This is a genomic window from Atribacteraceae bacterium, from assembly GCA_035477455.1.
GTDB lineage: Bacteria > Atribacterota > Atribacteria > Atribacterales > Atribacteraceae > DATIKP01.
The window spans coordinates 1-15,926 of the sequence record DATIKP010000059.1 but is presented as its reverse complement, the minus strand read 5'-3'; the positions used below and the strand labels follow the sequence as shown (position 1 = coordinate 15,926).

At 54.6% G+C, this 15,926-nt stretch carries 18 protein-coding genes; 12 read left to right on the top strand and 6 right to left on the bottom strand.

Annotation, left to right across the window (positions count from 1 at the left end; translation table 11 throughout):
- Positions 1-331: 331 nt before the first annotated feature.
- The gene (locus VLH40_03380) at positions 332-1,681 is read right to left on the bottom strand and encodes a carboxypeptidase-like regulatory domain-containing protein (GenBank protein ID HSV31051.1); all 1,350 of its coding nucleotides are present in this window, start codon (positions 1,679-1,681) and stop codon (positions 332-334) included.
- Between the two features lie 207 nt (positions 1,682-1,888).
- On the opposite strand from VLH40_03380, the gene VLH40_03375 reads away from it, so the two are divergent.
- The 3 genes from VLH40_03375 (at position 1,889) to VLH40_03365 (ending at position 4,899) form a co-directional block, all read left to right on the top strand.
- Complete coding sequence (locus tag VLH40_03375; protein HSV31050.1) at positions 1,889-3,469, top strand: GAF domain-containing protein; 1,581 nt, start codon at positions 1,889-1,891, stop codon at positions 3,467-3,469.
- Positions 3,466-4,149, top strand: a complete 684-nt coding sequence (locus tag VLH40_03370) for a response regulator transcription factor (GenBank protein ID HSV31049.1) — start codon at positions 3,466-3,468, stop codon at positions 4,147-4,149. The genes VLH40_03375 and VLH40_03370 overlap by 4 nt, the downstream gene beginning before the upstream one ends.
- A gap of 153 nt (positions 4,150-4,302) precedes the next feature.
- Complete coding sequence (locus VLH40_03365) at positions 4,303-4,899, top strand: response regulator transcription factor (GenBank protein ID HSV31048.1); 597 nt, start codon at positions 4,303-4,305, stop codon at positions 4,897-4,899.
- A 97-nt stretch (positions 4,900-4,996) separates the two neighbouring features.
- Here VLH40_03365 and VLH40_03360 read toward each other — a convergent pair whose 3' ends face one another.
- The 4 genes from VLH40_03360 to VLH40_03345 all read right to left on the bottom strand — a co-directional run bounded on the left by VLH40_03360 (position 4,997) and on the right by VLH40_03345 (position 7,554).
- Entirely contained in the window at positions 4,997-5,761 is a 765-nt protein-coding gene (locus VLH40_03360) for a hypothetical protein (protein HSV31047.1), read from the bottom strand.
- Between the two features lie 74 nt (positions 5,762-5,835).
- Positions 5,836-6,138, bottom strand: a complete 303-nt coding sequence (locus VLH40_03355) for a hypothetical protein (GenBank protein HSV31046.1) — start codon at positions 6,136-6,138, stop codon at positions 5,836-5,838.
- Positions 6,139-6,157: 19 nt separating this feature from the next.
- Complete coding sequence (locus VLH40_03350) at positions 6,158-6,754, bottom strand: hypothetical protein (GenBank protein HSV31045.1); 597 nt, start codon at positions 6,752-6,754, stop codon at positions 6,158-6,160.
- Between the two features lie 131 nt (positions 6,755-6,885).
- Positions 6,886-7,554: a hypothetical protein gene (locus tag VLH40_03345; protein HSV31044.1), complete on the bottom strand. Its 669-nt coding sequence runs from the start codon at positions 7,552-7,554 to the stop codon at positions 6,886-6,888.
- A gap of 319 nt (positions 7,555-7,873) precedes the next feature.
- Between VLH40_03345 and VLH40_03340 the strand changes: the two genes are divergently transcribed.
- The 3 genes from VLH40_03340 to speD all read left to right on the top strand — a co-directional run bounded on the left by VLH40_03340 (position 7,874) and on the right by speD (position 10,716).
- Complete coding sequence (locus VLH40_03340) at positions 7,874-9,334, top strand: tetratricopeptide repeat protein (GenBank protein ID HSV31043.1); 1,461 nt, start codon at positions 7,874-7,876, stop codon at positions 9,332-9,334.
- Between the two features lie 31 nt (positions 9,335-9,365).
- A complete protein-coding gene (locus VLH40_03335) occupies positions 9,366-9,848 on the top strand; it encodes a hypothetical protein (protein ID HSV31042.1) in 483 nt (160 codons plus the stop codon).
- Between the two features lie 418 nt (positions 9,849-10,266).
- Positions 10,267-10,716, top strand: coding sequence for an adenosylmethionine decarboxylase (gene speD / locus VLH40_03330; GenBank protein ID HSV31041.1), 450 nt, complete (start codon positions 10,267-10,269; stop codon positions 10,714-10,716).
- Positions 10,717-10,775: 59 nt separating this feature from the next.
- Here the strand turns inward: speD and VLH40_03325 are convergent, their stop codons facing one another.
- Positions 10,776-11,135: a TraR/DksA family transcriptional regulator gene (locus tag VLH40_03325; protein ID HSV31040.1), complete on the bottom strand. Its 360-nt coding sequence runs from the start codon at positions 11,133-11,135 to the stop codon at positions 10,776-10,778.
- Between the two features lie 197 nt (positions 11,136-11,332).
- Here VLH40_03325 and VLH40_03320 point away from each other — a divergent pair, with 197 nt between their 5' ends.
- From VLH40_03320 to aroC, 6 genes are all read left to right on the top strand, one after another.
- Positions 11,333-11,557 (top strand): ECF transporter S component, encoded by a 225-nt coding sequence (locus VLH40_03320; protein ID HSV31039.1) that lies wholly within the window; start codon positions 11,333-11,335, stop codon positions 11,555-11,557.
- A 132-nt stretch (positions 11,558-11,689) separates the two neighbouring features.
- The gene (rlmN, locus tag VLH40_03315; protein HSV31038.1) at positions 11,690-12,820 is read left to right on the top strand and encodes a 23S rRNA (adenine(2503)-C(2))-methyltransferase RlmN; all 1,131 of its coding nucleotides are present in this window, start codon (positions 11,690-11,692) and stop codon (positions 12,818-12,820) included.
- Between the two features lie 212 nt (positions 12,821-13,032).
- Entirely contained in the window at positions 13,033-14,049 is a 1,017-nt protein-coding gene (gene aroF / locus VLH40_03310) for a 3-deoxy-7-phosphoheptulonate synthase (GenBank protein HSV31037.1), read from the top strand.
- A 4-nt stretch (positions 14,050-14,053) separates the two neighbouring features.
- The gene (locus VLH40_03305) at positions 14,054-14,656 is read left to right on the top strand and encodes a prephenate dehydrogenase/arogenate dehydrogenase family protein (GenBank protein ID HSV31036.1); all 603 of its coding nucleotides are present in this window, start codon (positions 14,054-14,056) and stop codon (positions 14,654-14,656) included.
- Entirely contained in the window at positions 14,617-14,907 is a 291-nt protein-coding gene (locus VLH40_03300; GenBank protein HSV31035.1) for a prephenate dehydrogenase dimerization domain-containing protein, read from the top strand. Before VLH40_03305 ends, VLH40_03300 begins: the two co-directional genes overlap by 40 nt.
- A gap of 130 nt (positions 14,908-15,037) precedes the next feature.
- On the top strand, positions 15,038-15,926 hold an 889-nt coding region (aroC, locus tag VLH40_03295), incomplete at its 3' end, for a chorismate synthase (GenBank protein HSV31034.1).

Genomic DNA, 15,926 nt, shown 5'->3' with positions numbered 1-15,926 from the left:
GGGATTGTGGCGGAGTTGGCGCAGGCGCAAAAGGAACTGGCCCAAATCCAGCAACGCACGGAACTGCGGGTCGAGGATCTGGCAAGAGTTCAGCCCCGTACCGAGCACGCGTTACTCAAGCTACAGAAGAGGGGGGGGCTGAGTGAAAGTATCGGGGGGAGACATCGAGGATATCGCCATGCTGGTAGGTCAGCGAAGCTCTGACCCGCCACTACGGCTGGCAGGTGGACCCCCTGGAGCGGGGATGGATGAAGCTGAACGGCCACCCCCTGGAGACAGACTTCACCGCACGGCCCGGGATCCCCGCCGGTCCCGCCGGCCTATCGCCGCCTCATTGGGAGGAGGCCAAGCTGCTGTTGTTTTGGACCGTTCCCTCCGCCTGATCATAAAGTTGCCCGTAGGGAGAGTGTATATACACCTGGAATGTGGTTTTAACGAATCCTTTCAAAGTTCCGGCGATGATCTCCGTTTCGATTTCCAGGACCTCGTTGATTTGCCCGCCCAGGAGATAGTTGATGATCTGAAGCGCCAGGCTGTCGAAGTCGATGTTCACGATTCCCAGCGGGTCGTCGCTTCCTCCGGTGAAGTTCGGGTCAAAGATGATGCCGTCGGGAATTTGAAATTGAGTAGCGAGAGCTCCACTGAAAGCGAGTTGTCCGCCCAAGGAGGTCCACTGCGATGTTGCGGAGTTCGGCGCCCATCCCCAGTCGACCGTGACAAACGGTGACCAGCTTCCGCCGGCCTGGTGAGTCGTCAGGGTATTGATGGACAGATTCAGTTCACTGAGAACATCGGCATCGACAGCACCCCAGCCGCTTTCTAAGGCGATCTCGGTGAAGGCTTGCTGGGACATCAGGATGTTGTAGTGCTGGGTCACCTGTGTCGTGTATTGAAAGGGGATACTATTCGGGTTGTCGATCATCATGTTCAACAGAACATTCCAGCTCTGAACCGGGACCCCGTTTGCGATCCAGATGGCGAGGGCCTCGACTATGGAAGGTTCTTCAAATTCAAAGGGTGATTCAGCCAGGGGAACGATGATCAGGTGGTCTCCCTGGTCCAACCGCCAACCCTGAACCGATGAACCGAAATTGACCCGGGCAAAGGTGCGGGCCATACGGGATACCCGTTCGTCCTCCAGGGGGTTCTGGCAATTGCTTAGGAGGAAAGCCGTCCGTTCGATCATATTGCGGCTTGGTTGGAGAAAATGGATGTCCGGAATGGAAAGAGAGCCGGGATAGAGCTGATTGCTGATATCAAAAAGAACGACCTGAGCGGTAGACTCGACATTCAATTCTCCGATGTCGTTCATGTGTCCCCGCCCAAGTGAGGAAACCCCCTTGGCTAGCCAGGCGTTTCCCAAATTTGCGTAGACCAGGTAGGAGTCGTCTTTTAATCCGCTGACCTCGAAAAATCCATCTCCGTCGGTAGTGACTTGTTGCTGATCTCCGTTATTCCCGACCAGGTAAACAGTGGCATTTCCCAGGGGAAAGTTGTCCGGCTGGTTTTCCTTCGTTAGTTCCGGGACCAGACATTCGTTTAACGGTAGCATCACATAACCTTTGATTCCCGTCTCCGCAAGGCCGGGTTCACCGATTGTGGATGGGGAGGGCACGCAGCCGGTGAAGATCGTCAATAAAAGGGAGCCGGTAAAGACGAGGAGAAATGTGGTTTTTTTCATGCTCATCAACCCCTTCGGGGAACGGTATTTTCTTGCATAGCGTTATTGTAGAGTGGTTTTCCATGGGTGACTATGGGACCATACTCCTGTTTCCTCTCCCGAAAGTCACAATTATCGCCACGGTTTTTTGGGAGAGAAAGTTGTGACTTCCCCAGATTTTCCCATACTTCCGTTAGCTCTATGCTATAATGAAATACGGTGAAGCTGATGCGTAATTGTCCGATCCTTCCTGACAATTTTCGGAAAAAACTCATTCTGGATCTTCTCAAGCTGGCTTTACGGGCTTTTCAGGCGGAAACCGGTATGATCGCCGTGACCAGCGAAGGGAATCAGCTTATGCGGGTGCTGGCTCAGATCGGGTTGTCCAAGAAGATAGGAGATAATTACTGCCTTCCCCTGAATGGGGGAATCGCGGAATACGTGATCCGTACCAAAACAGCGCTCCTTATCGATGAAGCGCATCCGCCGCCGATCGACCTCGCCTATCGCCGCTCCCGGGACCGCTGTTCGTGTTGTCTTCCGCTCCGCGATCCGGCGGCCGGGAGTACCGTTGGGGTCATGACTCTGAACAAGCGGAAGGGGAACTTTGAAGATTCTCAGCTTCCCCTCCTGGAGGTCGTCGCCACACAGATCGCTATCATCATCGAAGAGATGAAGCTGCGAAGGATCCGGGAAAAAACCATCGAAACCCTAAACTCCGCATCCCGCGTCTATCAGAATATCAAGGTGACCACGAGTTTTGATAAGGCCTACACCGGGATCCTCCAGGCGGCCTCTACGGTTGCGGAAGCGACCCAGGCGCTTATCATCAGACAGACGACCTATCGCCATCTCCGGATCACCACCGCGACCACCCGGGAAGGGATCGATCTCTCAGTGGAGGAGAAAAGGGCGGTCATGGAGGCCCTCCGGGCCGGCAAAGACACTTCGTCGATCCGGATTCTCGATCCCTCGCCGGTTTTTTCCGCTTTGTTCCGCGACTTCCAGGATCAGTTCATCATTGCCTGTCCGATTCCTTCCTACGATATTCACCGGCACTGGGGAACCCTCCTCCTGCTGACCCCTCTTCATCCCGATGAAATGACTTTTCTCAGCCTCCAGGTGGTGGTCAATCTGGCCGAAGGGATTCTTGAGAATATCCGCTTGTTGCAGCGCAACGAGCGCCTGACCGCCTTGCAGGAACGGGTCAGCCTGGCCCGGGAGATCCACGATGGATTGACCCAGAGCCTGATTTCCCTGCGCATGCAGGCCGAATACCTCTCTGAAGTCGCCTCCCGGCAAGAGGGAATGCTTCCCGTTGAGGTTTTTTCCGACCGGTTTATCCGAACATTGACCGCATGCATCGAAGAATCACGCCAGATCCTGTCCAGCTTGCGGAAAGGCGAATCGTCACCGGGACAGATCAAAGAAATGATGGAAAAAACACTGCGGAACTGGTCAAGGGGAAAACCGTTGGATTATACATTCCATACCACCATCAATGAGAGCCGTCTCCCGGTTGCCCTGAAAAGGACGGTGATGAACATTTTAAGGGAGATTATCGTCAACGCCGGAAAGCATTCCGGGGCCACCCGCTTACGGGTGAAAATCTGTCAGTTGAGTGGGTGGATCTATCTTCTGGTCAAAGACAATGGAAAGGGGTTCGATATGGAACAAGTTCGCGCCACCAAACCCTGTTATGGGTTATTGGGAATGGAAGAGCGGGTCAAAAACCACCGGGGCCTTATCCGCATCGCTTCCGTTGTCGATCGGGGAACGACGATCAAGATCGGACTGCCTCTCATATGAACAGCAGCCACCCGATCGATCCAAAAACCATCAGGTTGTCCATCGTGGACGATCACCCTTTGTTCGGGGAGGGTTTGAAAAATCTTCTGGAATTCAAGGGAGGATTTCAGGATTGCCGGGTGTACCAAAACGCCGGTGAGGCCCTGAAGGGTATTCCCCAGGCGAAACCGCACCTGTCCTTGATCGATATCAATCTTCCGGATATGGACGGGGTGGATTTAGCCCGGCGCATCATCTCTGAGGTTCCTGGGATGAAAGTGCTCATGCTCACCGTCGACAATACCCGAGAAACAGTGATCAAGGCGATTTCGGTCGGCGCTCACGGTTACCTTCTGAAAAGCGCGTCCTTCAACAACATTATGACCTGTATTTTCGCTGTTCTGGAAGGAGATATCGTGATCGGGCCTGAGATCGCTCCGAAGGTCATCAAGGAGATTCAAGGGCTCCAGAAAAAAAGGACTTCTCCTTCACCCCTCTTGGAACGGCTCGGTCCCCGGGAAACGGAAGTATTGAAAAAAGTCGCCGGCGGCCAGAATAACCAATCCATTGCCGAAGACCTCTTTATCAGCGAGAAAACCGTTAAGAACTATATCTCCCACCTCATGGACAAGCTCGAGGTCGACGACCGGATGAAGCTCATCGTCTTCGCCATCCGGGAAGGTTTTCTCGCTGAAGAGTAAACAGCATGACTTTTGATCCTTTTTCTGCGAAATAATTATGACTTTCCGCGCTCCTGGTTAGGTTCCCGGGCTGATTGCCCGGCATCGACTTTCAGTTTATACTGAGAACTGAGCTGAATTCATCATGAGGAACTGTTATGGAGCGCGATGACCATGAACCCTATCCCGGATTTCCTGCTTCCGGACAGCTGCGGCCGGACGTTACAACCGCCGATTAAAACCTCATATAAGCCCCAAAACCATAGCAACTTTCGGTTGTTTGCCAACCCCTTCTCGCGCGGCGGCCGTTTTGATCCGATCGGCACTTTCCAGTATGCCTGGCATGGGTCGGATCGCCAGGAGGAGGAGCGGAAGAAAGCGGGAAAAAAGCGAAAGATCCGCCTGGTATTGATCGATGACAACAAGATATTTTTAGAAAGCCTGGTCTTCATCCTCCATTTGAAAAAAGACATGGAGGTGGTGGGTACCAGTCAACGGGCTCACGGTACTCTTGCTCTCATCGAAAACACCCAGCCTGATGTGGTCATTTTGGACTTGATGCTTCCGGATATGGACGGCATCACCCTCCTGGGAAAAATCAAGGAGCGTTATCCGGCTTTGCCGGTGATTATTTTCAGTGTTTACGAAGATTTCAGGAAGAAAGCACTGCACCGGGGGGCCTATGCTTACCTGGTGAAAGGAAGTCACCTGGACGAGGTTTATCAGGCGATACGCCGGGCGCATGAGAATAGCGCTGGTAGTGGGGGATAAGGGGAGATAGACATTGTCACATCCCCGGAGAACGAAAAACGGGTTGCTCCAAGAGCAACCCGTTTTTCGTTTCGTATGGTTTTACTGGACTTCTTGTTCAGACTTCCGGAGACAATGGTGGATCCGGCGGGAATGGTGGTCCAGGAGGGCTGGGTGGTCCAGGAGGGCTGGGTGGTCCAGGAGGGGTTGGCAAAGGATCGATTGGTGGAATTGGTGGAATCGTCGGTTCAGGTCCTGGGGGGACATCGTTTCCGTCATCGGGTATATCGGCTCCCGGAGCTCCGAAGAGACCCCGCAGGAGCGACCGGACAATAGCCAGGACCTCGGGATCGGTTTGAGCGTCCCGGCAATCCGCCAGGGCGGCCCGTACCGCAGCCACCAGATCCTCCGGAGGAACGAGCCCCGGGATGTCCCGCATCGTCAATTCGCCGGGATAGAGCAGGCCGGCCACTTCCCAGATGATCACCTGGGCGGTGGTATAGTAATCCGCCAAACCGGCGTCTGCGGTGACCGGAAAGATCCCCTTTTTTATCCAGATATTTCCCTTTTGAGCATAGAGCACATAGGCTTGGTCTCTCAGGCCGGTCACCCGGTAGGCTCCCATAGCGTCTGTTGTTGTTTCCGCCCTATCCCCGTTTTCCCCGTAGAAATATACCTGGGCGTTGGAAAGCGGCATATTACCTGCGGGGATTGCCGGGTTCGGTGTATAGTCCACATAACATAAGCTCTCGGGAGCGGCTATGAGACCACCGAGTGCGAGGCGGCCGGGCTCTCCGAAAGTTCCGGTTGGTACACAGCCGCTCAAGGCGAAGAGAACGGCAACGATCGATACCGATACCATGAGGAAAAGTTTTGTCCGCATGACTGTTCACTCCTTAAAAATCAATCTGTCTCGCTTTATAATTTGCAGGCATCGGGTATCGTTTGCTTTTATCTCTATCTCGATACCGATGCCTCGGTATAGTTTTCACAAGTCCCGTCGATACATATCGTGGTTATCTCCTGGGAAACCACGATGGATTCACAGATACCGTTCACACATGTTGTGGAAACCTGCTCAGTCATAATAGTGCTGGTTGACTGGATCGTTTGGCCGGGAGTGGTTTGGAACAGCTGCTCCCGGCCGTTGTTGCCCCCTGGGAGCGAAAACCCCGTACCTGATTGCGGCGACTGGCATCCAGTGGTCACAACCAAGACGAGAACACTAACAAAAACAATCCACACCGGCATGCTTTTCATTGACCTTCACATCCCATCGTTAGGGCAAATTGATATTGGGATTGATGTTCACGTTGATCGGAGCCGGATTGACCACGACTGTAGGGCCGAGATTCAGGCCGATGTTGACTAACCCGCCGCTGGCCTGGGCGTTCTGGGTGACGCCAGGGTTTACCTGGGAATCGTTCTGGAATGTGGTGCTGGCTCCCCCATTTTGCCCCTGGAAATTTATGGTGGGAGTCACGGCGATACCGACCTGGACGTGAGTGATCACTATCGGGGCCACATTGATGGCCACGTTGGCGATTCCGCCGGTGGCGATCGCCGTTTGATTCATGGATACGTTGCTTGTTGCTTCATTGTGGATAAGTCCCGTCAGATTAGCGCCGCTATTGACATTGGGCGCGAACAGCCGTCCGACCTGAATCGTTGTTTGTACCGTAGGAGACAGATTCCAGGCCACGGCCACCGATTGCCCGTTGGCGGTCGATTCCGCTAACTGATTTATAGTGGCCTGGTTAAGTCCGGTCTGATGAATACTCGATAAGACGTTCAGAGCCAGGGCCGGTCCACTCAGAAAGACCGCCACCATCAGAAAAACTCCGACCACTGTGCTCACAATTTTTGCTCTTTTCATGATCTTCACCTCCCGTTCGCTTTTTCTGTTCTTTCAGGTTCTTTCAGGCAGCATTCACTGGAACATCCGGGAAACAGGTCCCCCTTCCGGGAGACCCAGGAAAGGGGACCTGAATCGCAAGGGATTCTGTTCTACGGCACAGGTGTGAAACCCTGATTGACACCGATCATAACGTTGTTGTCAGCATTCTGAATGTTGGCCTGAGAGGTGGAGTTGTTGTTGATGGCGACTCCGTTAGCAGCCGCCGCGGTCTGGTTGACGGCTTGGGAGTTGCTGGCCGTTGGAGAATTAGTCTGCGTAATGGTAATATCCTCGATTTCGGCTTCGTTTGCGAAGGGTTCAAGATCGACATCTATCTCGGTGCCCCACTCCATGCCAGAGCCCCAATAAAGATAGGCGTCCAAGTCTAAACCGCCTCCTACTGCTGTCCACCACCACCAAGCGTAAAGATCAGCTTCCAGACCAGCTTCGATGTAATTATACTCACCTACATACCCATCAACCTCCACCGACACACCGACCGGGGCGTCCTGGTCCACCAATATCGCGGCATTGTTTGTGGAATCTTGAATGTTCCACTGGGGGATAGCGTTATTGTTCAGCGCCATCTGACCCCATATCCCGTAGGCGTGGGCAACCTGGACAACACCCTGGTCATTCGTTGCTGACGGAGTGGATATCTGGAGAATATCAACATCCTCGATTTCCACTTCGTTGACCACCGGGAGGGCGAAAGCCGCACCCGCCAACACAAAAACCACGAGAACCATAACCGCACTTGAGAAAAGAATTTTCCGCATGATACAAACCCCCTTTTCTTATTTGATCCTCTTTCTCCTTACCGGTGTGTCCGGTCGAGAAAGCGAATCGAATCTGGGTATATTGTCTCCGGCGGAGTAAATCGGCATAAGAGGCGGTAGTCATATCCTGCCTACGATCAAAGCACAATTAGATTTCCCCAAAGTCATACTCTTTGCCTGCTGGTCGGAAAGATGGAGGGAGGAGGGAGGGTTAATACCATTTCTTTCTTGACAGGTCAAATGACTTTATTATATAAAAGTATATGGCTCAGTATGGCTATAGAGTCTACACTTGGAATTGATTGCGGGGCTGATCTTTATGGAAATTAAAACTGTTTTGATAAAACCCCTCCTGGCCGTAGGGTTAGCCGTGATCATCTTGACGGGTTTATCCTTATCCGCCGGAGCGATTGAAAGTTACCGGGAGACTCTGGCCACCGGTAACCAGTTCTTTTTTCGCGGGGACTATGCCGGAGCGATCCAGGCCTTCAGTCAGGCTATCGCCATCGATCCTTTATCGGGACTTGCTTTTCAAAAACGCGGAATTACCTATTACCGCATGGACCGGCATCAGGACGCCATCGCTGATTTTTCTCGGGCCCTGGAGGTCGATGTTGGGGATGGAGTTTCCCTGTTTTACCGGGGGTTGAGTTATTTCGCCCTCGCGGAGTTTCAGAAGGCTATAGATGATTTTGACCGGGCGATAGAGCTGAACACGCAGGACGCCGCCTCCTACCTTTATCGGGGGAAAAGTCATGAAGGGTTGCAATTTTTCGACCAGGCTCTCGCTGATTATACGCAGGCCCTGATTTTGAATTCCCGCTACGGTGAAGCCCTGCTGGCCCGGAGTTCTCTTCTCGTTCGGCTGAACGAGACGGAGGCCGCTCTCGCCGACTTCGACCGGGCGCTGATACTGGACCCGGAGAACCCGGACATCTACCGGAACCGGGGCAACTTGCACCACCAGCAGGGGAGACTGACTCAGGCCATCGCCGACTACAGCCGGGCCATCGAACTACGACCGGACGAAGCCGCCCTGTACTTTTTCCGGGGTTCCTCCCAGGCGGCCTTAAGAGAGTTTTCTGCCGCTGTTGACGACTACACGAAGGTCCTGGACCTCCATCCCCAGGACAGAGCCGCCTATGTCAACCGGGCGGCGGCTTTTCTGGCTCTGCGGGAGTATCCCCGGGCTCTCGCCGACTTCGACCGGGCGCTGGCGCTCGGCCCGCCGGATGCCCAGCTTTATTTTTTGCGGGGGGTGGCGCACAGCGAAATGCGGGAGTTCGCCCAGGCCATCACCGACTACACTCGTTCCTTAGAGATCGACCCCACCCAGGCCGCCGCCTATAACAACCGGGGGAACGCCTATTTTGCCGGAGGACAATTCGCGGCCGCTCTCGCCGACTTCGACCGGGCGCTGACACTGGACCCGGAATTTGCCGACGCCTGGTTCAACCGGGGAAATACCTTTAATCGGCTGGGACGGTGGCGCTGGGCGATCCACGATTACGAAAAAGCGCTGGCGATCGACCCGGAGAACCCGAGCTATTACTTTAACCTTGGCCTCACCCATCTTTCCATGGGTGAGGCCCGCAAAGCCCGCGATCTTTTCACGACGGCGATAGCGGTCAATCCGCGTTACCGGCAGGCCTATTATGGAAGAGCGCTGGCCAACTTTTCCCTGGAGCGTCGCCGGTTGGCCTGGGAGGATATCCGGAAATACGAGGAATTGGGAGGCGAACCGGATCCGGATTTTATCAGTGCTTTACGCTTTAACTGATTAAAATTATCCAAGACTGGGAGGTTGTCTGATGAGAAAAACTCTGTGGGCTGTTCTTATCATATTATATATGGTGATTATGGCCGGGTGCGCCAACCTGGCCCCGCCGCCTACCGATGAGCAGCAACGCATTCGGGCGGAAGTCTTCCAGTGGATCAGTGGCTTTGAAAACGCCTGGGAAAGCAATGAAGTGGAAGCCCTTCTTCCTTTTTATCATTATCCCCATGTTCAGTTCAATCGTACCTCGGGAGTATATGCTTTTTTCCCGACTGAAGAGCAGTTCCGCGCCTTCCTCGATCCTTTTTTGCAGGTTACCGAAGTCGTCGAAAATCAGATAAATTCCGTTAGGTTCCTCAAAGTCACGAGGGAGGAAGTAATATTTGAAGCGCTGGAAACCGCCCGGAAGATTGAGGATGGAAGGGAAGTTGAAGAGGGCTGGGGGGTACGAATTGCCCTGGTCAATATCGAGGAGGTATGGAAATTGGGAGTTTATGAAATCCTTGAGCACTTATGATAAAAATTTTCCTGTGAGGCCGGCTATTCCATTGACACCCGGTTCAAAATCACTATACTATCTCAGGTAAGAATTTTACAGGGGGTGGAACGAGGGCAAACAAAAAAGGCGCCTGAGAAGGTGCCTCAAAGGGAGTCCTCCCGTGTGCACTCGAGGCGGGAAGTTGCCCCTTCCCCGCGGGTGAGTGCCCCCCATCGATCATTCTACGGGCCCTGAGGTCCGTGTGGGGAGCACCTGATGAAAAAGTTCATCGTTTTCGGTTTCTGGTGTTTGCGCATGTAAGGGCAATAGTCACGGAACGCGGATTGTTGAATTGGCGGTCCGGGGCTGTTTCTTTACAAAAACAATCTACTCCGGAAGGGACTGCTTCCTAGGGTAGATTTTTTTTGCGCCGAAAATACGAAAGGGGGGACACCCGATGAACAAAGTTTTCGAAGCCGGAACTCATTTGGTACTCGATGGTTACAGCACCGATCAAGCGCTCCTGAACGATATGGAGAGGATCCGTTCGTTCCTGGATGAATGCCCGGGTCGGATGGGCATGACCAAAATCACGCCTCCTTATGTCTTTCGCTACCGGGGCAACGCGCCTCAGGAAAACGGGGTGTCGGGAATCGTGATTATCGCGGAAAGCCATATCAGCATACATACCTTTCCGGACCGGAATTACCTGAGCGTGGATGTATTTTCCTGTAAGCCGTTTGACGTGGAAGAGGCGACTCGGTATCTGATCGAATCATTTGGAGTGAACGAGTTCCATCGAAGGGTGCTCGATCGGGGAGTGGAGTATCCGAAAGACCTCAAGTATACCGTACCCTTGGTATTAGAAGAACGGTTGGAGAACCTGGAGAAACTGGTTCACACTTGACTGACCACCGCCTGTGCCTGAAGGGGGGAAATGCTTGAGAAAAGGGTGTTTCCCCTCTTTTATTTTTCTCCACCTCTTTCCATTTTTTCCTGACACTCCACACACAAGGGAGTATAGGGAAGCGCCCGCAGGCGTCCCCGATGGATTTCCCGTTTGCAACGGTCACAGATACCATAGGTACCGGATTCGATTTTCCTGAGCGCTTGTTCAGTTTGGGCGAGAATGTGGCCGATTGCCTCTTGGGACAGGAGGTCCATTTCCAGGTCGACGGTGGCCTTCCCGTAGTCCCCGGTGTCCCGGGACTCTTTCAAGGGGTTTAATTCCCGGGTGTAGTTGCGTTCCGCATCCAGGAGCTTCGAGGCTTTTTCCTGGAGGCGAACCAGTTCGCTCCTATAGGTTTCTTTCTCCGACCGATCCATTGCCGTCACTTCCTTTCACCGTCTATTTTAATTTCTTTTTTCCTATTGTAAAATAGGTTGCACTGATTCTACCAAAGAGAACCAGTCCGGGTTCACAGTAACCGAAAATCTGGTTCCCTCGCGGTCTTGCGCTGCGGGGATTCGGTGACAGCAAGAGAGGGAAAGACTGTCGTGGCGTGATTTTCCAGGAGCGGCCCATGAACAGAATCGATATCATTGTTCTTGTCACCGGCGCCCTGGGTGTTGCCGTCGTATTTGCCGCCACCTTGGTTTTGTTCCGATTCCGATATTCCCCGTGTTCATTTCCACCTGCGAGAGAAGCGGCGCGGTATGCGGTCGCCATTTGCTTTGGTCCGCTGGCCGGAGCACTGGCTGGAGGAATCGGCTCTTTTTTCGCTGATCATGCTATCCGGGATTTGTAATGTGGGCGCCATTCAGCCTGCTGATCAAGGGCCTCGAGGGGTGCCTGGTGAGAGCCTTGAGTACGGGGAACTGGAGACAGGTCATCAGTATCGGAGCCGGAGCGATGTCATGGTTTCTATGAAAGGAACACGATGAGTAAAGCGAACCTGGTTGGATTACTCCCGGATGACCTGCGAACCACATGTATGCAATGGGGTGAGCCGGCCTTCCGGACGAAACAAATCTGTGATTGGGTCTATCGGAAAAAAGCGCTGTCCTTTCAGGAGATGTCCAATCTTTCCAGCCGGCTGCGCGCTGGCCTGGCTGGCCGCTTCTCTCTGGGGCTCTCCCGGCTAATCCGGGAACAGGTATCCCGGGACGGGTGCCGTAAATACTTGCTGCAACTCTCTGATGGAGAGACTATTGAATCGGTTCTGATTCCAGCTCGGAATCGGATCACCTTGTGTGTCTCTGTCCAGGCCGGCTGTCCGGTTCAGTGTCCCTTTTGTGCGACTGGTCTGTCCGGTTTTTCCCGAAATCTCGCTTCGTCGGAGATTGTCGAGCAGGTCTGGCTGCTCGAACGGCATACTGGTCTTAAGATTACTCACCTGGTTTTTATGGGTATGGGCGAGCCACTCCTCAATTACGAGGTCCTGTCCCACGCCTTGCGGGTTATCAATTCTCCGGATGGGTTGGGTATCGGGGTTCGGCACATCACCATATCGACGATTGGAATTCCGGAAGCCATGGTTCGACTGGCCCGGGAATGGAACCAGGTGAACCTGGCCCTCTCCCTGCACGCCCCGAACGACCACCTCCGGAACAGGCTCGTTCCCATCAACCGGGTGTACCCGATTCAGCCGGTCATGAGGGCGCTCAAGGCCCATATTAAGGAGACCGGACGGCGGGCGACCATCGAATATACCCTGTGGCGGGAAGTCAATGATTTGCTGGTCCATGCCCGGCAACTGGCCGATCTTTTGCCGGATAGCCTCGTGCATGTGAACCTGATCGCCGGAAACCAAGTCCCCGGTTCCCCCTTGCTCCCCGCATTGATGAGCCGGGTGCAGGCGTTTGCCCGCATCCTCACCGATCGGAACTTCGCCGTGACCATCCGGAAAGCGCGGGGTATGGATATTCAAGCGGCCTGTGGGGAATTGCGCAGTGCTCAGTCCGGCGAAACGAACCGGTGCACAGAACCGGAGTCGCCCAGGGAGAAGTCCTTCCCGGCAATAAAAAGAAACCGTTCGTCCGGTGAGTCGGTACGCCGCCGACAGCGATAAGGGCGATAAATCGGCTTCAATTTTCCCGATGCCGGATTAAAGATTGAAAGAAGCGCCAAGCCTGGGAGAGGACAGGGGTAAGGGTTGACTAAAGCAGATTGTCAGGGGTTGAGACAGTTAGGCGGTCAGGAAAACCATTGCAGAAGCCATTGTTTTACCTATAAGCCTACAGCCTCACAGCCTGTTTTCACTGGAGAGAAAGGAGTTTACCGATGATTATCGTGCTGCGCAGCGGCGCAAGTCAGGAAGATCTCAATGAGGTGGTCGGCCGCCTGAAACGACTGGGTTTTGGTGTACATATCTCTCAGGGAGTTGAACGGACCATAGTTGGGGCTATAGGGGATGAGCGGGGGGTGGACCTTGAAGAAAAAATCGGGGTGCTCCCCGCTGTGGAGAAAGTCATCCCCATCCTGACGCCTTATAAACTGACCAGCCGGGAATTTCGTGACTCGGCGACCGTCGTCCGGGTCGGCCCGGTGGAGATCGGACCGCAACGGTTGGTAGTCATTGCCGGACCGTGTGCGGTTGAATCGGAAGAGCAGATAATTGATACCGCCATCCGGGTGAAGGAGGCCGGTGCCCATATCCTGCGGGGAGGCGCCTATAAACCCCGCACATCGCCTTACGCCTTTCAGGGCCTGGGAGAAGAAGGCCTGCGTTTCCTTGCCCGGGCCCGGGAAGAAAGTGGATTGCCTTTCGTGACCGAAGCCCTGGGGATCGAGGAACTGACCTTGGTGTCCGAATACGCGGACATGATCCAGATCGGCACCCGGAATATGCAGAACTTCAGGTTGCTCGAAGCGGTAGGCCGATTGCGCAAGCCAGTTATCCTCAAGCGGGGAATGATGAGTACCGTTGATGAGTTGCTGATGTCGGCTGAATATATTCTGGCCCAGGGGAACTACCAGGTGGTGCTCTGTGAACGGGGGATCCGGACTTTTGAACCATCTACCCGTAATACCCTGGACCTGAGTTGTGTGCCGCTTTTGAAAAAGAAGAGCCATCTGCCGGTCGCGGTCGATCCCAGCCACGGGACCGGGTGGGCGGAATTGGTGGAACCGATGAGTCTTGCTGCAGTCGTTGCTGGAGCCGACGCCTTGATCGTCGAAGTTCACCCCAACCCGGTGGAGGCACTGTCCGATGGTCCACAGTCTTTAAGTCCGGATCAGTTCACCCGCCTGATCGAAGCCCTGCAGGAACTGTCAGCGGTGGTCAAAAGGACCCTCTGAGTTCGTGGAACATACTATAGGCATCATCGGTCTGGGCTTGATGGGCGGTTCCCTGGGTTTGGCGATGAGTGAGTGGCCGGGAATGACGCTTGTCTTGGGTCATGACCGGGATCCGAAAAGCGCCCGCCTGGCCAAAGAGCGGGGGGCGGTCGCGGAGCTCCGCCCGACCCCGGAGGCAGTCGCTGAAACCTCTGACCTTCTATTTCTGGCTGTTCCGGTACGGTCGGTGCCGGACGTTCTCACCCGGGCCGCCGCTACTCTAAAACCGCATAGCATTGTTTTCGATCTGGCCAGTTCCCGCGAATGGATTCTCCGGGAAACCGGCCCGCTGTCCGACCGGATCAACTATGCCGGCTTTCATCCCATGTGCGGCAAAGAAATCGGCGGGATCGGGCAAGCCCGCGCGACCTTGTTCCGTAACGCGCCGATTCTAATCACTCCGGAAAAACCCCCCCACCGGATTGCCGAGATGGCTCGCCGGGTGTCCACTTTCCTGGGAGGAAGGGTTTTTTTTTGCACCCCCGGGAACATGACTTTGCCTGCGCTCTGGTCAGCCATCTTCCCCATTTGCTTTCCAACGCATTCTGTTTTGGAACCACTCCTCTGACTGTCGAGATCGAGCGTATCGCCGGCCCATCGTTCCGCGACCTGACCCGAGTCGCCGGATCGTCACCCGAAATCTGGAAGGATATCTTTCTGACTAACCGGGAAAACATCCTCGAGGCTCTGGCTACCTTCCAACACCACCTCGGACTCCTGGCCCAGACCCTACAAGAAAACGACGAAACAGCGCTCATTGCCCTCCTCGAAAAGGCGAAGGAGATTAAAGGACGATTCAGGATACCAGATAAGGACTGAACTTATTGTCTGGGAGGGACCTGGAATGGCAGGAAAGAAAATTAGCTTTTCGGGGTCTGAGCCGGTAAGGGCATAAGAATTTTCAATCACGAATCGGGTGTTTTTTCAATGTGATTTAGGAGGTATAGGAATGCTTGAATACCGTACGGCGGGTGAGTCTCATGGGAAGGGGATCATTGCGCTTGTTTCAGGGCTGCCAGCCGGCTTGGCGATCGATTTTGCCTTTATTGATGCCGAGCTCGCCCGCCGCCAGCAGGGACCTGGTTCCGGGCCGCGCATGGCCATCGAACAGGACCGGGTGGAAATCCTCAGCGGGGTCCGCTGGCGAATGACCCTGGGGAGTCCGATTGTCGGCTTGATCAGGAATCGTGACTATCAAAATTGGATCTCCTGGATGGATCCGGAAGGGACAATACCGGATGGATACCAGGAGATTACCGTCCCCCGACCCGGACATGCCGATTTGGGTGGAATGTTGAAATACCGCTTCCGGGATATTCGTAACGTTATCGAGAGGAGCAGTGCCCGGGAGACGGCTGGTCGCTGTTTCGCGGGAGCGCTGGCCAAACTCTTTCTGGCCAGCTTTGGAGTGATCGTCGGGGGTTTTGTGGAAGCGGTCGGGGAGACGGCGGCCCCGCCGGTTGAAGATTTTCAAACGGGGGTGAGCCGCGCCTCGCAATCGACCCTACGCACCTACGATCCCACGGCTGAAGTCAGAATGACGGAATCGATCGAGCAAGCCCGCGCGGCGGGAGAGACTCTGGGCGGGGTGTTCGTGGTCGCCGCCTTCGGGGTGATGCCTGGTTTGGGTGGATACGCACAAGCCTCCGAACGGCTCGACGGAAGGATTGCCCAGGCGATGATGAGCATTCCCGCCGTCAAGGGTGTGGAAATCGGCGATGCCTTCCGGAACGCCCGGGTCCCGGGAAGCCGGGCCCATGACCAGATCATCGCCCAACCAGACCGCCGACCGCTGGCCCTATCTCGTCTCTCATCCCATGCCGGAGGGATCGAGGGGG